The sequence below is a fragment of the Pseudomonas sp. Irchel s3b2 genome (genome assembly GCF_900187445.1).
GTDB lineage: Bacteria > Pseudomonadota > Gammaproteobacteria > Pseudomonadales > Pseudomonadaceae > Aquipseudomonas.
This window is the reverse complement of the sequence record NZ_FYEB01000001.1, coordinates 702,367-718,551: the sequence shown is the minus strand read 5'-3', so window position 1 is coordinate 718,551 and position 16,185 is coordinate 702,367. Positions and strand designations below refer to the sequence as shown.

Annotated in this window: 16 protein-coding genes; 6 read left to right on the top strand and 10 right to left on the bottom strand. The window is 56.6% G+C overall.

Annotated features, from left to right (window positions below):
• Window positions 1-281 precede the first annotated feature (281 nt).
• The 4 genes from flgE to flgB are packed head-to-tail and all read right to left on the bottom strand — an operon-like array spanning window position 282 to window position 3,198.
• Entirely contained in the window at window positions 282-1,601 is a 1,320-nt protein-coding gene (gene flgE / locus CKW20_RS03350) for a flagellar hook protein FlgE (RefSeq protein ID WP_095051647.1), read from the bottom strand.
• Between the two features lie 31 nt (window positions 1,602-1,632).
• Complete coding sequence (flgD, locus tag CKW20_RS03345; protein WP_095051646.1) at window positions 1,633-2,328, bottom strand: flagellar hook assembly protein FlgD; 696 nt, start codon at window positions 2,326-2,328, stop codon at window positions 1,633-1,635.
• Between the two features lie 15 nt (window positions 2,329-2,343).
• The gene (gene flgC / locus CKW20_RS03340) at window positions 2,344-2,787 is read right to left on the bottom strand and encodes a flagellar basal body rod protein FlgC (RefSeq protein WP_010457154.1); all 444 of its coding nucleotides are present in this window, start codon (window positions 2,785-2,787) and stop codon (window positions 2,344-2,346) included.
• 3 nt (window positions 2,788-2,790) lie between these two features.
• Complete coding sequence (gene flgB, locus CKW20_RS03335) at window positions 2,791-3,198, bottom strand: flagellar basal body rod protein FlgB (RefSeq protein WP_007899124.1); 408 nt, start codon at window positions 3,196-3,198, stop codon at window positions 2,791-2,793.
• A gap of 605 nt (window positions 3,199-3,803) precedes the next feature.
• Here flgB and CKW20_RS03330 point away from each other — a divergent pair.
• Together CKW20_RS03330 and CKW20_RS03325 are read left to right on the top strand one after the other, a co-directional pair.
• Window positions 3,804-5,576 (top strand): S-type pyocin domain-containing protein, encoded by a 1,773-nt coding sequence (locus tag CKW20_RS03330; RefSeq protein WP_095051645.1) that lies wholly within the window; start codon window positions 3,804-3,806, stop codon window positions 5,574-5,576.
• Complete coding sequence (locus CKW20_RS03325) at window positions 5,576-5,848, top strand: hypothetical protein (RefSeq protein ID WP_095051644.1); 273 nt, start codon at window positions 5,576-5,578, stop codon at window positions 5,846-5,848. Before CKW20_RS03330 ends, CKW20_RS03325 begins: the two co-directional genes overlap by 1 nt.
• Before the next feature lie 340 nt (window positions 5,849-6,188).
• Here the strand turns inward: CKW20_RS03325 and cheR are convergent, their stop codons facing one another.
• Together cheR and CKW20_RS03310 are read right to left on the bottom strand one after the other, a co-directional pair.
• Window positions 6,189-7,016 (bottom strand): protein-glutamate O-methyltransferase CheR, encoded by an 828-nt coding sequence (gene cheR, locus CKW20_RS03315; RefSeq protein WP_095051643.1) that lies wholly within the window; start codon window positions 7,014-7,016, stop codon window positions 6,189-6,191.
• Window positions 7,017-7,063: 47 nt separating this feature from the next.
• On the bottom strand, window positions 7,064-7,996 hold the full coding sequence (locus CKW20_RS03310) for a chemotaxis protein CheV (protein ID WP_095051642.1): 933 nt from the start codon (window positions 7,994-7,996) through the stop codon (window positions 7,064-7,066).
• A gap of 82 nt (window positions 7,997-8,078) precedes the next feature.
• Between CKW20_RS03310 and flgA the strand changes: the two genes are divergently transcribed.
• From flgA to CKW20_RS03290, 4 genes are all read left to right on the top strand, one after another.
• A complete protein-coding gene (gene flgA, locus CKW20_RS03305) occupies window positions 8,079-8,840 on the top strand; it encodes a flagellar basal body P-ring formation chaperone FlgA (RefSeq protein WP_095051641.1) in 762 nt (253 codons plus the stop codon).
• A 178-nt stretch (window positions 8,841-9,018) separates the two neighbouring features.
• Window positions 9,019-9,345 (top strand): flagellar biosynthesis anti-sigma factor FlgM, encoded by a 327-nt coding sequence (flgM, locus tag CKW20_RS03300; RefSeq protein ID WP_030131807.1) that lies wholly within the window; start codon window positions 9,019-9,021, stop codon window positions 9,343-9,345.
• A 48-nt stretch (window positions 9,346-9,393) separates the two neighbouring features.
• Complete coding sequence (locus CKW20_RS03295; RefSeq protein ID WP_030131806.1) at window positions 9,394-9,861, top strand: flagella synthesis protein FlgN; 468 nt, start codon at window positions 9,394-9,396, stop codon at window positions 9,859-9,861.
• An 88-nt stretch (window positions 9,862-9,949) separates the two neighbouring features.
• A complete protein-coding gene (locus CKW20_RS03290; protein WP_095051640.1) occupies window positions 9,950-10,696 on the top strand; it encodes a flagellar brake protein in 747 nt (248 codons plus the stop codon).
• Window positions 10,697-10,759: 63 nt separating this feature from the next.
• Here CKW20_RS03290 and CKW20_RS03285 read toward each other — a convergent pair whose 3' ends face one another.
• The 4 genes from CKW20_RS03285 to CKW20_RS03270 form a co-directional block, all read right to left on the bottom strand.
• Window positions 10,760-12,142: an MFS transporter gene (locus tag CKW20_RS03285; RefSeq protein ID WP_095051639.1), complete on the bottom strand. Its 1,383-nt coding sequence runs from the start codon at window positions 12,140-12,142 to the stop codon at window positions 10,760-10,762.
• Between the two features lie 71 nt (window positions 12,143-12,213).
• Window positions 12,214-13,455 carry a glutamine synthetase family protein gene (locus CKW20_RS03280; RefSeq protein ID WP_176466867.1) on the bottom strand — a complete coding sequence of 414 codons (1,242 nt, stop codon included), beginning with the start codon at window positions 13,453-13,455 and terminating at the stop codon, window positions 12,214-12,216.
• A 199-nt stretch (window positions 13,456-13,654) separates the two neighbouring features.
• Window positions 13,655-14,347: a sensor histidine kinase KdpD gene (locus tag CKW20_RS03275; protein WP_095051637.1), complete on the bottom strand. Its 693-nt coding sequence runs from the start codon at window positions 14,345-14,347 to the stop codon at window positions 13,655-13,657.
• Window positions 14,344-15,948, bottom strand: coding sequence for a tetratricopeptide repeat-containing response regulator (locus CKW20_RS03270; RefSeq protein WP_095051636.1), 1,605 nt, complete (start codon window positions 15,946-15,948; stop codon window positions 14,344-14,346). Before CKW20_RS03270 ends, CKW20_RS03275 begins: the two co-directional genes overlap by 4 nt.
• Between the last annotated feature and the right edge of the window lie 237 nt (window positions 15,949-16,185).

The window sequence follows — 16,185 nt, the reverse complement described above, 5'->3', positions numbered from 1 at the left end:
GGGTGAGCGCTGAAAGGCGCTTACCTCGACAACCCCCGATCAGTCCTCTGGATGGGTCGGGGGTTTTCTTTTGTCTGGAGGAAAGTGGTGGCCGGTCTGACGCCTTCGCGGGCAAGCCTCGCTCCTACAGGATCGCGTTGCTCATGTGGGCGACATACATCCTGTAGGAGCGAGGCTTGCCCGCGAAGAGGCCCGCCATCACAACGCAATATCCGGAACTCGGCCATAAAAAAGCCCCTTTTCCGAGGGGCTCTTTGTGAAGCGCTATCCGCAAACCAGCATCAGGTCATCTGAATGATGGTCTGCATGATGGTGCTCTGGGTGGAGATGGTCTTGGCGTTCGCCTGGTAGTTGCTCTGCGCCTTGATCAGCTCGACCAATTCATTGGTCAGGTTGACGTTGGACTCTTCCAGGGAGTTGGACACGACCGAACCCAGAGTGCCGGTCGTCGGCGCATCGACACCCGCCACGCCTGAGGAGAAGGTTTCCTTCCAGCGCGTGCCGCCAATTGGCTGCAAGCCTTGCTCGTTGGCGAAGCTAGCCACTGCTACCTGGCCGATGGCCTTGGTTTGCTGGTTGCTGAAGTTGGCAGTCATGACGCCGCTGGCGTCGATGGTCAGGCTGGAGATCTGGCCGGTGGCGTAGCCGTCCTGGTATTGGGCCGTGCGAGCGGTCGTCGAGTTGTAGGACGTGGTCAGCGCCATGTTGAAGGCGATACCGTCAGCAGCGGCATCGGAACCATTCGGGCCCCAGGTCACAGGGGTCGTTGTAGCGTCAGTGATAACGCCGGGGATCCAGTCGTCCATGGTCAAGGTGGTACCGTCTGTACCTAGCGTCCAGCCTGTCCCTGCGGTAATCGTGTCGATGCTACCGTCGGAATTGAAGGTAATATCTGCCTCGCTAGGCGTCAGGGTGGTGCTAGCCGGATCGCTTGGCGTGCGACCATCCATGTAGGTATAGATCGTCCATGCGTTTACGTCCGTCTTGACGTAATACTGATCCATGGTGTGTTCATTACCCTGGGTGTCATAGACCTTGGTGGAAATGGTCTTGTTGTAGCTGTTGGTATCGGTCGGACTGAACGTCGTCACGGTCGGCAAATCTTCAGCCGAGTTCAGGTTCATCGTCTGATCAACCTTGGTGGTCGCATTCGGCTTGAGAGCCGAAGTATCGATCTTCAAGTCAGTCAACACACCGTTGATGATCTTGCCGTTGGAGTCGACGCCGTAACCCTGCAAACGGTTGCCGTTGTTATCGACCACATAATTTTCGGCATCGGTCTTGAACGCACCGGCACGGGTGTAGCTCAGGGAACCGTTGTCGCTGAGGATGAAGAAACCGCTGCCCTGGATGCCCATGTCCAGCACGTTGCCGGTGTTGCTCACGTCGCCCTGGCTGAACTGCTGGGAAACGTTGGCCAGGCGCACGCCGTTGCCGATGGTCTTGCTGCCGGTACCCAGGCGAGTGGCCGAGTACACGTCTTCGAATTCCGCGCGGGACGATTTGAAACCGGTGGTCGCGACGTTGGCGATGTTGTTACCGGTCACGTCCAGTTGTTTATTGGCTGCATAGAGACCGCTAAGGCCGATATTGAAAGACATATTCCACTCCTTTGTGCCGGGTTAGTCGGCTCTATATACCAATGGTTTGCACTTTGGACAGGGCAACGCTGCCCATGCCTGCCAGGTTCAACATCAACTCACCGCCGGTCTGGCTGATGGTCACGCTGTTGACCGTTGCCGGCAGGTAAGTAATCAGTGAGGTGTTCGTGCTGTCGATGGTGGTCGTCGCGCCGAAGGTGTAAGTACCCGCCGGTGCCACCGCGCCTGCATCGTCCTTGCCGTCCCAGATGAAACTGGCGTTGCCGGCGCTTTGACTGCCCAGCTCGAGCGTACGGATGGTCTTGCCTTCCGAGTTGCTGATCTTGACGGTGGCGGCGGAAACCGAGGTTGGCACCACGACGGTACCGTTGAGGCTTTTTGAGGTGTCGACCACAGCTTTGTCGGTCTGCGCGATGACCGAACGGCCCACCAGTGAAGAAGCCTGCAAGGCTTGCGAGGAGCTGTAACTGCTGGCAAGGCCTGTGACCGTGTCGTTCAGCGTGGTGATGCCTTCCAGGCTACTGAACTGCGCCAGCTGTGCCACGAACTCGCTGTTGTCCTGAGGATCGAGCGGGTTCTGGTTTTTCAGCTGAGTCACCAGCAGTTGCAGGAATGCGTCCTTGCCCAGCTCCTGGCCGCCGGTAGCGGCCGAGGTCAGGTTACCGGTGGTCGTAGAGGTAGTGGTCGTGACCGAAGAGTTGGCCAGAACATCGCTGATAACGCTCATATGAATCGCCCCTTATCACTGACCGAGGGTCAGGACCTTCTGCATCATGGTTTTGGCGGTATTCATCATTTCGGCGTTGGTCTGGAACGAACGGCTCGCGGAAATCATGTCGGCCATTTCTTCGACGACGTTGACGTTCGGGTAATAGACGTAGCCCTTGGCATCGGCGGCCGGATGGTTCGGCTCGTAGCGTGCGTCAAGGTTGCTCTGGTCTTCGACCACGCCCAGCACTTGCACGCCTTGACCGGCTGCGTCCTGATTCTGGAACAGCGAATCGCTGCCGCCGCTCTGGCCGCCCTGGAACATGGTGGCGAACACCGGGTGACGGGCACGGTAGGTCTGGTCGATGCTCGACGAGACGGTCTCGGCGTTGGCGATGTTCGAGGCCACGGTGTTCAAGCGAGTGGTCTGAGCGCTCATGCCGCTACCGGCAATGTTGAAAACACTGGATAGAGACATGGATTACTCTCCGCGCAGGGCTGACACCAGCCCTTTGAATTTACTGTTGAGCAGGGTGAAGCTGGCCTGGAAGTTGACCGCGTTTTCCGCGTAGTTCGACTGTTCCAGTTGGGCGTCCACGGTGTTCTGGTCGATCGACGGTTGCATCGGCGTGCGATACATCAGCGACTCGTCGCCATTGCCCAAGCCTTCAGCCTCGATGTGACGGCTGTTGGTCATGTTCAAGGCGAACTTGCCGTTTTTGGTTTTCTCGTTCTGCTCGGCGAGCACTTTCGAGAAATCCAGATCCCGAGCCTTGTAGTTCGGGGTGTCGGCGTTGGCGATGTTGTTGGCCAGGACTTCGGCACGCTGAGCGCGGAAGCCCAGGGCTTGTTCGTGGATACCGAGCGCTTTATCGAAGCTGATGCTCATGTCGGGAAACCTTCGGGTGACCTGATTTTTCGTACGATGGGTATAGCAAGCGGCGTGCCAAATAAAAAAAGCCCGTAAACCGGGGCTTTGCGGGCAGGGGCAAGGCGGCAATGCCAGAAAAGCGGCAACCGATTTCCGCCGCCTGCCGCTTTTCTGCCGCTTCTGGAGGTAAACACCTATCCCCTGTAGGAGCTGCCGCAGGCTGCGATCTTTTGATCTTGATCTTAAAAAAGCAAAATCAAAGATGGCATTGATAGGGCGAGCGGCATACTTCTGTTGAGCGTGATGATGTGATGCCCCTTCGACAAATCAACATGAACCGCCTTCTATCTCTCTACCAGAGGCAGACCGGGTGTGCATATTGTTGCCGAGTCAAATTTGGGTAACAGATCATCAATCTCTTCAGAATGCACCAAAAATTCCTGTCTGAAGTCGGATTTTTTAATGTAAGAAATTTCACTATGGATAGTAATTGGTATTGAATTTACCAATCTTTAATCATGGCACATGCAGTAAATATTTTACTGTTGATATGACCCCATTGTTGCGGCATAACTTAGGTGCTTCTACCAAATGGAATTTCAAATTATTGCAAGGAATGCTGCATGCAAAAATCTATCGCTTTTCCTCCGCCTTTGAAATCGTCGAACGCTCTTCCCAATCCTCACAGGGAATATCCAGGATTTTTGTCAAATTTTGACAGCGCTCTAAATTGGAATGGAGCTCTTCCGACGATCACTGTGGCTCATCGCATTGAAACCATCAATAAAGAGCGCGACGCGTATTCAAAGTTGGTAGCTATTGCACATTCGGTGCAAGATCAAATAGAAAGTGTTTTCTTGAATGGCGCGGCGGGTGTGCGAAATGAGATAGAGGGGCGCATAAATTCGGCTGTTGATATCCCCCCATTCAATAAGCTCGAAGGCGCCCTAAAGAAGAAAGCGATTATTGTCGAGCTCCTGCAACAAGTTAGAATGAATAGGAGTTGGTATGAAGCGGATGCATTTTTTGGCATAGATGCATTGTCGTTAGACCGTATGGAAAGTGCCGAGCTATTCGCGGCTTATGTGGATTCAGTAGAACACGACACAGAACGCCTAGACCTCTATGAAAGCTTCCTGAGATCTCTGACAGCCGCCTACGTTAAACGAATCCTTGTCGAGGCTGTTTCCATTTTAGAGGACGCTTCTCCAGCTATAGATGCTGCAATCCATTCTGCCTTGGCTAGAGGTGAAACTGCCTACAGCTTCAAGTTGACCCTTAGTCAAGCCGCACAGGTGGTAACTGTGGCGGGTGCCGCTACTCTCCAAAACGCGGACGGTTGGACCTTCGAGGCAGCAATCCGTAAAGGCATTCTGTTGTTGACAGGTTTGGGAGAAGCACTTCTCAGTCGAGCGACGGCGATTGGGATCGGCACTTTGCTCTATTCACCCGCTCTGGGTAACGGCGAGCGCTATCCTCAAACGGTTCTCAAACTATCTGGTAGTGCAGTCTTGCCAGATGCGCCGTCTAACCTGAATGAAATCGCCGCTGTCGAAGGAACCATCGATCTTCCCTATCGGATTTATGGTGACCTTGACCAATACACCCTCGTTGCAACTCCGGCTGGGGGGAGCATTTCGCCAGCAGTGCCAGTTCGAGCCCTGGAGTTCGACCAGAAGACTAACAGCTATAGTTTCACCTCCGCCGACACACCGCCCATCACCCTCGGTTTTCCTATTATCCACTGGGGAAACAGTTCGACAACTTCACCTACTAGACCAGTGAAAGTTCCGCATTACACTGGCGTTGAGCTGTTGCCACTACTCGTGCAGCCCGAACCATTGCCTGCTTTCGAGTTACCGGACTTCAGGGATTGTATTTACTGCTTTCCGATCAACAGTGGCTTGCCGCCGATTTACGTTGTTTTCAATAGTCCTTATGAAGGGGCTACTACGAGAGGAAAGTACAGCGGTCGATTTTTCAATCCTGCCAGAGCTGGAGGCCCAATCCTGGATCTGGATTGGACCAATGCTACCGTGACGAAAGCGGGTATTGACCTAGTGAAATTGCATACTGGACGTTTCAGGCCTTCTGATGCCAATGCCATCATGGTTGATCGCTTGGAAAAAATTCTCCAAGGTAAATTAGTAGTCACGGCTATCGACAAACGTTTCTATACTCATGAGCTCAGAGAGCTTGAACGTTTCAGAATATTAGGGGTGGCAGACGGTGTGGACCCGAATGATGACGGTGTTATTTGGAATAACACTCACGCAGCGACCTTGGAAGACTATAAACTCAAGGATGCTTTTGAATTACTCTATACACCTGATGCTATAGAAGCGGATACAAAACAAAGGGACAGAGAGTACAAGCAACTGGGAGGGATGAAATAATGAGCGTCATAGAAAAAATTGTGCTCAACGAAAAGCCTGAAGAGGTGATTCTATTTGTCACGAAATATGAGTTAGGTATTTCTCTTCCTCAATTAGACGGGCTTTACAATCGGGCTAATTGGGCGCATGTAGGGGACAATATGGGGCTATTGAATCTCGTCAGAGAAATGTGTGATGCAGGCTTTATAAAATATAGTGGTACCGGAATTGTCAGGGGCATCAACTGGAGAGAGCCGGCGTTCATGTTAGAGGGGAAATATACCTTTGAGTGATATCGCTAAGCGTCTATCAACTGGCATGCAGCTCGGCCAGGTACTTGGGGATGTTCCCTGGGCGGTCGGCCGAAACACTGTTGATGACCCCTAAAATCGCCTATCGCTGGCTGTACAAGTCGACTATTTCATCGGATGGAAAACGTAGCGGATCGGTCATTGAGGTCAGGATCTGACACACCTTGCCCCTTGACGGTTTTTTGCTCGATACGCATAAAAAAATCCGATGCCAGTACAGGCATCGGATTTTGATTTCTTGCGACCAAAGGTCAAGCAAGGGGCTTAACTGATCGGCATTAGCCCCAGAGGGCTCCCCTTTTTTTGGCCTGCCACTTTTGCATCACTTCGCCTGATAAATAATTCCCGGGCTGCACTGGACCATCTGGTAATGATCCGGCAAACCGTTCAGCGCTTCGGACGCGCCAAGGAACAGATAGCCGCCAGGCTTGAGCGTGCTGTGAATGCGCAACAGGATGTCTTTCTTCACCTCGGCGGAGAAGTAGATCAGCACGTTGCGGCAGAACACGATGTCGAACTTGCCCAGGCTCGCGTAGCTGTCCAGCAGGTTGAACGAGCGAAATTCCACCCGGCTCTTGATCGGCGCCTTGATGGCCCAGCGTCCTGGCCCTTTTGGGTCGAAGTAACGTTGAAGGCGCTCGGGCGACAGACCGCGGCCGATGGCCAGGCTGTCGTACTCGCCGGTCTTGCAGTTGGTCAGCATGGTACCGGACAGATCGGTGGCAACGATCTGCACGCCCATTTTCAACTGCCCCAGGTTGACTCGCTCGAACTCATCGATGGACATCGACAGCGAATACGGTTCCTGACCCGATGAGCACGCTGCCGACCAGATCCGCAGGCGCTGACCCGGGCTTGCCTTGATCGCCTCAGGCAATACCTTGTTCTTCAAGACTTCAAACGGATAGGTATCACGAAACCACAAGGTTTCGTTGGTGGTCATGGCATCCACCACCTGCTCGCGCAAACCGCTGCGCGGCTGGGTCTGGATGCGCTGAACCAGCTCACCCAGCGATTTGATGCCCTGCTGCTCCATCAGTTTGTTGAGACGGCTCGAGACCAGGTATTGCTTGTTTTCACCGAGCAAAATGCCACAGGCTTTTTCCAGGAAGACCCGGAACTGTTCGAAATCCAAATTACCCGTAGACAATGATGCAGCCTCTTAAATCGTATTAACCGCCAAGGGCAAAGCGCCCACTAGCTGATATCTGCTGCTTTGATCCGGTCGACTACCCGGGATGCCAGGTCATCAGGACGGAACTTGGCCAGGAAGTCATCGGCACCGACTTTCTTGACCATCGCCTGATTGAACACGCCCGACAACGAAGTGTGCAGGATGATATGAAGCTTTTGCATGCGCGGGTCGGCGCGGATCTCGGCTGTCAGGGTGTACCCGTCCATCTCCGGCATCTCGATGTCGGAGATCATCATCAGGAACTCGTCTTCCGGCTTCTTGCCCTCGTCGACCAGTTTGCGCAGGTAATCCAGCGCTTGCCGGCCGTCGTTCAACGCCACCACTTCGACGCCGATCGTTTGCAGGCAACGGGTCACCTGCTTGCGCGCCACCGATGAGTCATCGACCGTCAGCACGCGCAAGGACAACGCCTTGTGCTGAGTCTCGACATCCACCACGCCCACCGAAATGGCTTCCGGTGTCGGCGCCACTTCCGCCAGCACCTTCTCGACGTCGATGATTTCGACTAACTGATTGTCGACCCGAGTCACCGCCGTCAGGTAGTGATCGCGCCCTGTGCCCTTGGGTGGCGGATGAATCTCCTCCCAGTTCATGTTGACGATGCGCTCCACCGACCGAACCAGGAAACCCTGAGTCTTGGTGTTGTACTCCGTGATGATCACGAAGGGATTGCTCTGATCTTTCAACGCACCGGAACCGGTCGCCATCGCCAGATCCAGAATCGGAATGGTCGCCCCCCGAATATTCGCCACACCGCACACGACAGGACTGGACTTGGGCATCAGGGTCAGCTTGGGGCATTGCAGCACCTCACGAACCTTGAACACGTTGATCCCATACAGCTGCTGGCCGTCGAGACGGAACAACAACAGCTCAAGGCGATTCTGCCCTACCAGTTGCGTGCGCTGGTTCACCGAATCCATTACACCAGCCATGCCCAGACTCCTACTACCAACGCTAAGTGTGTTGCGACGCACATTCATCACTAAACGGCACGGCGCTTGCTTTTTAACTCTTATGAACACAGAACCGACATTTTTCCGACGCCTTGCATCAACCTCCCGCAGATTACTCTGTGCGATGTCGGCCGTTTGCCTGTTCAACGCTGGCAGCCCTGCCCTTGCTGACGCGGTTACCTTGCCTGACATGCTTATCGGCGTCACTCAGGGCTTTCTTGAATTCACCGTAGAAGACTATTTGGCCACGAGCCAAACGCAAGGACGCTACGAGATCGAGGTCAATCAACTTGATCCGCGCCTGCGCATGCCTATGTGCGACAAGGGGTTGACAGCCACCCTGGAGAGCCCGGCGAGGCCTCTGGGCCGGGTCACGGTCAAGGTTCGCTGCGACAGCGCCTCCCCCTGGACAGTCTTCGTACCCGCTCAAGTACGGCTGTTTCGCGACATCGTGACCACCACCCGCCCTCTCAAGCGCACCGGGATAATCGAGCCTCAGGACGTGACCCTGCGCGAGCGCGATATCAGTCTGATAAATCAGGGTTTTCTGACTTCTGTCGATCAGGCGATCGGACAAAAACTTACCCGACCAATGGTCGCTGATCAGATCATTACCCTGGTGCACCTCGAACAGGCGGAAGTGATTCGCAAGGGCGATCAGGTGGTGATAACCGCGCGCAGTGGCACGCTCAGCGTGCGCATGCCGGGTGAAGCGCTGTCCAACGGCGGCATGAGCGAACAGATTCGTGTGAAAAACCTTAACTCCCAGCGGGTCATCAAGGCGCAAGTCACCGCGCCCGGCCAGGTGGAAGTTTCTATGTAGGCGGCTATCGAAAACGCTCTGTCCCTGAAGATATGGCGCGCCACTGCGCTGTTGCCTAAACTGTGCCGCATGCAGGACGCGCGCTGGCGCATGCACGCTCATTGATAAATGGGCCTAAAGTTTTCCGGGAGAGCGCCGAAAACATGGCAAGCGTCCAAATACCCAGAGGTTTTTTGTCATGGTCATCGATTTCAGTCGTTTAAACAGCTCCTCGTCACTTACGGGCAGTACACGTACCAGCGCCGCGAAGGAAACCGCCGAAACCGGCCAATCCGCGCCGCTGAATACCCCGGCCGAACAGGCCAGTACCACCAAAAGCGGGGAATCGGTACACCTCAGCGATGAGGCTCAACAGTTGCAGAAGGTCACTGACAAGCTGCGCGATCAGCCTGCCGTCGACAACGCCCGCGTGGCCGAGTTGAAAGCAGCGATTGCCGATGGCAGCTATAAAGTCGACAGCAACCGTGTAGCCAGCAAACTGCTCAACTTCGAAGCCCAGCGCTAGGCCACCGCCCGCGCCAGGCTTTTGGACGCTTAAAACCCAAGGCCAGCCATGCACGACACTAATCTACTGCAACTGATCATCGACGACTTTGCCCCGGCGCAACACCTGCTGGAGCTGCTGCAAACCGAGTCCCTCGCGCTGCACGGTCGCGACATGCCACTGCTCGAAGACATTCTGGCGCAGAAACAGGCATTGATCATTTTGCTCGAACAGCATGGCCGCAAGCGCAGTGAAATCCTCGCCAGCCTCAACCTGCCGACCAATCGCCAGGGCCTGGAGCAACTTGCCAGCCATTCGAGCATTGGCGATCAGTTGCTGGCACAGAGCGACGTACTGACCGACCTCCTGGCCCGGTGCCAGGCCACCAATGCCAACAATGGCCAGTCGATTCTGGTGCAGCAGGCCGCCACGGCCAACCAGCTGAAAATCCTCACCGGCGGCGAGCCGCCAGCGCTCTACGATGCCCGCGGTTCAACCTCCAGGCTCGCAAAACCACGCCCGCTCAGTCAGGCTTGAGCCTTTCAACGAGCGCGCTCTATCAAGACGCGAAACATGCTGGCAGAATGCTGGCAAGTAGTCATATTTGTCTGGAGATTGATACCCCGTGTTCAATGCCTTAAGCGCGGAAGATGCTCCGCAGCCACCCAAGGTGCTCACCACGCCCCTGGAAATCTCCAGCAATCTGCGTCAGCTGCAAGACAGCCATGACCCGCTGATCATCACGTTCCATGAGCGCAGCCAGCGCTTCCAGAGTTATCTGGTGGACGTCGACCGTGACAGCAACATAATCGCCCTGGACGAAATGATCCCGCGCGATGGCGAACGCTTTCTGCTGGCCGGCGAACCGTTCAAGGTCGAAGGCTTCCACGAAGGCGTACGCATCGCCTGGGAAAGCAATGGCCCGCTGACCATCGACGAATCCGGCGATGGCCGCTGCTACCGTGGCACGCTGCCCGATGAAGTGGTTTACCACCAGCGCCGCAATGCTTTCCGCGCCGCATTAAAGCTGGCGCAACTGGTGAATGTCGAACTGGGCGGTGACAAACTCAAGTCGCCCATCAACGGCAAACTGCTGGACATCTCCGCCACCGGCTGCAAGTTACGCTTCGAGGGCGACATCACCGCCAGGCTGCAACTGGGTCAGGTCTATGACCGCTTCGCCGCCGCCCTGCCCTTCGGCAGCATGACGGCACCCGTCGAGCTGCGTTACCTGCACTTCGAAGAGAAGATCAACACCACCTTCGCCGGCGTGCGTTTTCACAACATGAGCGGCTTGGTGCAACGGCAGGTCGAGCGGTTCGTCTATCAGCTTCAGCGCGAAGCGCGACGCTTCGATAAAGACGACTTCTGATCGCCACTCCCATAAAAAAACGGGCAGTCCCTTGCGGTGACTGCCCGTTTTTTTATGCCTTGATCAAGGCCTCGCTTCGGTAAAGCTTTGTTCGCGAGCCGTGTCAGGGTCTTCTGGTTCCGAATCTGTTTCAGGCGCTGATTCGGGCTCGGCATCCGGATTGAAATCAGCCTCCGGGTTGATCGGGTTCTGCATCTGATCCTGCACCACCTGCTCATCGACACGGGGGTCAAGGCAAACCACCAGCGGCGAACTCGACATGCTGTCCGGCATGGCCACGTGATGCAGCGGAGCATCGTCCACCTGATGCAGGTTGGTAACGGCTTTCGGGCGGATTCGCCACACCAGCACCAAGGCGAAGAAACTGAAGAAGGCATAAAGCATCTGGCTGCCGAACAATTTCATCAGCACCCCGGCTACCAGCGGCCCGATACTCGCGCCGACACCGTAGGTCACCAGCAGCATCGCCGTCAGCGAAACCCGACGCTCGCCCTCGACATGGTCGTTGGAGAACGCCACCGCCAACGGGTACAGGCAGAACTGCACCAACGAGCAGAGGAACCCGGCGATGAACAGCACCTCCAGTTGCACCTGCGGCATGATCGCCAGCGGCAACGCGGCCAATGCCAGGCAAAATGCAAAACTGCGGATCAACAGCGCCCGGTCATAGCGGTCCGACAGCCAACCGAGCGGCCACTGCACCACCAGGCCTGCAAAAATGCAGCTCCCCATGAACAGACCGACCTGTTCGGTGGACAACCCTTGCTGCGAGGCATACAGCGGCGCCAGACCGTAGAACGAACCGACGATCAGTCCCGACCCCAACACCGTACTCAGTGACTGCGGCACGCGCTTGATGAAGAACCGTGGTTCCATCGGTGCCGGGTGCAGAGGCGCCGGGTGAATCCGCCGTGTCAGGGCCACTGGCACCAGGCACAAGGCGAAACACAGTGCGACCAGCATCAGCAGTTCCAGACCCAGGCCGGGGTGCATGACCAGAATCAGCTGACCCAACACCAACCCCAGGTACGAGGCGATCATGTAGCCGCTAAACACCACCCCACGTTTATTGGCTTCTGCCTGCTCATTGAGCCAGCTTTCGATCACCATGTACTGACACATCATGCCCAGACCGACAATGACCCGCAGGAACAGCCACGCGGGCAACCAGTCCACCAGGCCATGGCCCAGCACCGCCGCGCCAACAATCCCGGCGCAGGCCGAGTAAGCGCGGATATGCCCGACCCGGGCAATCAGCCGATGGCCAATCTTGCCGCCCAGCACCAGGCCGAAATAGTTGGCTGCCATCAACGCACCGACCCACAGGCTGTCGACGTTATCGGCCGCCAGGCGCAGGGCCAGGTAAGTACTCAACAGGCCGGAGCCGATCAACATCATCAGCGAGGCGAAATAAAGCCCTCGAAAGGATTTCAGGATTTGGCGCATCGGCGTTCCGAGCGGCTCCTTGCAATGAGTATCGGGCTATCGACAAACGATAGCCCGATGGCGACGGATCGTCAGGCCTGGGCTGCTAGAACACGCCGTTCCCAGGGAGTAATTTCATCAAAGAAGCTGGTCAACTCCATGGTCTTCGAAGCGATGTAGCCTTCGATGAACTCCTTGCCGAACAGTTCCTTCGCCAATTGGCTACGTTTCAGACGTTCAAGAGCGGCATGCAAGGTACACGGCAACGAAAGATTATCCGGCACAACGAACTCACCCTGGATCGGCTCGCTCGGCTCCAGTTTGTTTTCGATGCCATACAGCCCCGCGGCCAGGCTCGCGGCGATCGCCAGATACGGATTGGCATCGGCCCCCGGCAAGCGATTCTCGACCCGACGAGCGACCGGTGAACTGGCCGGAATGCGTAGTCCGGCCGCGCGATTGTCGTGGGACCAGCAAGCATTATTCGGCGATGCGAAAGGATGGCACAGGCGCTGATAAGAGTTCACGTTCGGCGCAAACAGCGCGGTGAAATCAGCCATACCGGCCTGCTGACCACCGATAAAATGACGGAAGGTCGCGGTCGGCTCGCCGGCCTTGTCGCTGAACACGTTACGCCCGCTGCCGATCTCGACGATGCTCTGGTGAATATGCATCGAACTGCCCGGGGTGTGAGCCAACGGCTTGGCCATGCAGACCACGGTCAGGCCATGCTTGAGCGCCACTTCCTTGAGCAGATGCTTGAACAACAAGGTCTGGTCGGCCAGCAGCAACGGATCGCCATGCAGCAGGTTGATCTCGAATTGGCTGACGCCCATCTCGTGCATGAAGGTATCGCGCGGCAAGCCCAGCGCCGCCATGCATTCGTAGACTTCATTGAAGAACGGCCGCAAGCCGTTATTGGAACTGACGCTGAACGCCGAATGACCGTACTCACGACGACCGTCCAGGCCCAGTGGTGGCTGGAAGGGTTGCGTCGGGTCAGGGTTGGGCGCGAAGACGAAGAACTCCAGCTCGGTCGCCACCACCGGCGCCAGCCCCAGGGCGGCGTATCGAGCGATCACGGCCTTGAGTTGGCCGCGGGTCGACAATGGCGAGCTCTCGCCAGTCAATTCGTCCGCATCACAAATGGCCAGCGCCCGAGGCTGCGAGCTCCAGGGCAAGCGGTGGATCTGCGCGGGATCAGGCACCAACGCCAGGTCGCCATCATCGCTGCCATAAAAGCGCGCTGGCGGATAACCGCCCATGATGCATTGCAACAGCACTCCCCGCGCCATCTGCAAACGCCGCCCTTCAAGAAATCCTTCGGCGGTCATCACCTTACCGCGTGGTACGCCGTTCAGGTCCGGCGTGACACATTCAATCTCATCAATGCCCGTCAATCGCTGCGCGAGTGAACGATGGCCATCGGTTGTCATGACGCAATCCTTGTTGTTGTACGAGCCGCGAACGGCGACTCGTACAAAATAGGCTCCGGCTGTTCGGAATATCAAGCAGCGTCAAACAAAAAGCTATTCAGGGAAGGTAAAGGCTGAACACACCGCCGCCCAATGGGCCGCCATTACTGATTTCGGTGCGTCCGCCCACGCCATTGCGCTGATGCAATGCGGCAATCCGCCCGGCAAAGTACAGGCCCAAGCCAGTACTACCACTGCTGTGGTTGATGCCCTGCACATAATCGGCCTGACGTTCGATCATCTCGGGCGGGTAACCCTCGCCATCGTCGTTGATGGTCAGCACCAGTTGCCCGGCTTCATCGCTGACGCTGATCAACAAGGCATGGCGAGCATAGCGAATGGCGTTGTTGATGCAATTGGCAAGCACCGAGGCAATCAGTTCCCGATCGAAGAAACCCAGCGGGCTCAACGGGTCCACTTCGTACGTCGCGATGATGCCGCGGCTGGCGAACACTTCTTGGTGAGCCGCCAGTTGCGCCTCAATGAAGTCATCCAGCTCATGATAGGCCGGCTGCAACGGCATCTGGTTGACGCCGAGCTTATACAGCCCCAGCAACTGCACCAGCATGCCATTGAGGTGGGCGAACTCGAACTCGATCACGCCTTGCTCCGGGGTGTGCCGCTCGGGCTCAGGCAAACGCGCCAGCCATTGACTGTGTGCCTGCATCAGCATGGCCAGAGAGTTCTTCATGTCGTGCACGGTGGAGGCAATTACCGTGGAGAAGTCGAGTGACGGTTCGCTGTCGATCATTCGCCGAACGCCTTGATTTTCAGTTTCTGGTAGCGCGGAAAACGCGCGTCGGTATCGGGCATCAGGCCGACGGTTTTCAGGCAGGTGCGACATTCCTCCAGTTCGGCCGACGGCACATTGGTGTCGGTGCCATGCAGCAATGACTGCGCCATGTTCAGGGCGATACTGATGTTCTTCGGTTGCAGCGCCAGGGCTTTGCGGAATACATCCCGGGCTTCCACCAGGTTGCCGGTCTTGTACACCCGCACGCCTTGCCGGTTGAGGTCGGCGGCCGCGTTGCCGGAGTTGAGGATGGTCGGGTCGTCGGTCAGCTTGGCGATGCCTTTCATCACGGTCGGATCGTCGCCGTAGATTTCCGCACAGTTTTTCAGCATCGACGCGCCGGCATTCGCCTGTCCGAGCATTTGCAGCTGCTTGGCCACCAGCAGTGCCGCTTCGGCGCTCATGAACTGCTCCATGCCATCGAGGCGAATCATCGCCTGCTCGGTGAGCTTCTCGGCGGTTTCGGCATCGTTGAGCAGCAGGCTGGTGGCTTTCATCAGTCGCGCACGTATCTGCAGGCCGGGATCGGAAGGGTTCTCCTTCGCCACCGCACTGAGCGTGGTATTGATTTCAAGGCGGGTCCGGGTATCCAGCCCTTTCTCACTGCCTTTGCTGATCAAGGCATGGGCCAGGCCGAGGTTGCTTTCCGCATCCTTGAAACGTGACTGCGCCCCTTGGGCCACGGCCTGACGATAGGCTTTGGAGGCCGTATCGAAATCCTCGTTGGTCATCGCCAGCTTGCCCAGCAACGCTTGCCGGCGCACCGCCAGCGGCGACAGGCGAATAGCCTCTTCCAAGACTCTCTGCGCGCCCTTGGTATCCCCTTCGGCGACCAGCACATCGGCCATGCCGTCGTAGAGGGCCGGCATCATCGGGAAGACTTTCAGGGCTTTTTCGTAAACGCCCTTGGCCTGGCTGACCTGGCCGCGTTTGAACAGCAACTGGCCCAACCCGGCAAACGCCCATGGCAAAGGTCGATCAGCAATGATGCTGTCGTACAGACGCTCCAGCGCTTCGTTCTGGTTCAAGTCGCGCAATGCATCGGCGCGGTAACGCAAGCACAGCGGCGAATAACGAATGTCTTGTTTACACAGGGCGATGCAGGCATTGAGCACTTCAACCGGTTTGCCCCGGTCAAGCGCTTGCAGGATCGGTTTGAGCAAGGTTTTGCGCTGTTCCAGTCGCTCCAGGCGCTGGGCCAGGCCGGAACGGTTGAACGGCTTGGTCAGGTAAGCATCAGGCTCGTGCTCCAGTGCGCTGAGCACCATGGCTTGGCTGGTTTCGGCAGTGACCATGACAAACACGCTTTCATGGCTGATCAGCTTCTCGATCATCAGGTCTTCGAGCACCTGCTGACCGTTCTTCTTGCCATCGCCCAGGTGAAAGTCCTGCAGGATGAAGTCGTAGGACTTCTGCGAGCACATGCGCAGCGCCTGTTCACCGGTATCGGCGGTGTCGACGTCCTTGACGCCCAGCTCCCGCAGCATGGACCTGACGGAACTGCGGAAATCCGAGAAATCATCGACGATCAGAAAGCTTTTTTGGTGATACGACAGCATCGAAGATTTCCAGGCAATTTAAGAAGAACAACCCAAAGGCAACCACACGGGCGCGCTCAGTTTCGCGGCCATTTTTGGCGCGCAGATGATAGCGAGAGGCCATAGGCTATCAAGCAATTTCGCATAAACCCGTGATGACATTGCCGGCCGCCAGAAGTAAAAATGACAGCGACCGTTCAGGTTATCGGCCAGTAGTCGCGTTCCCTTGAAGCGGCGGGAGTGCAATTGCGTATTTGG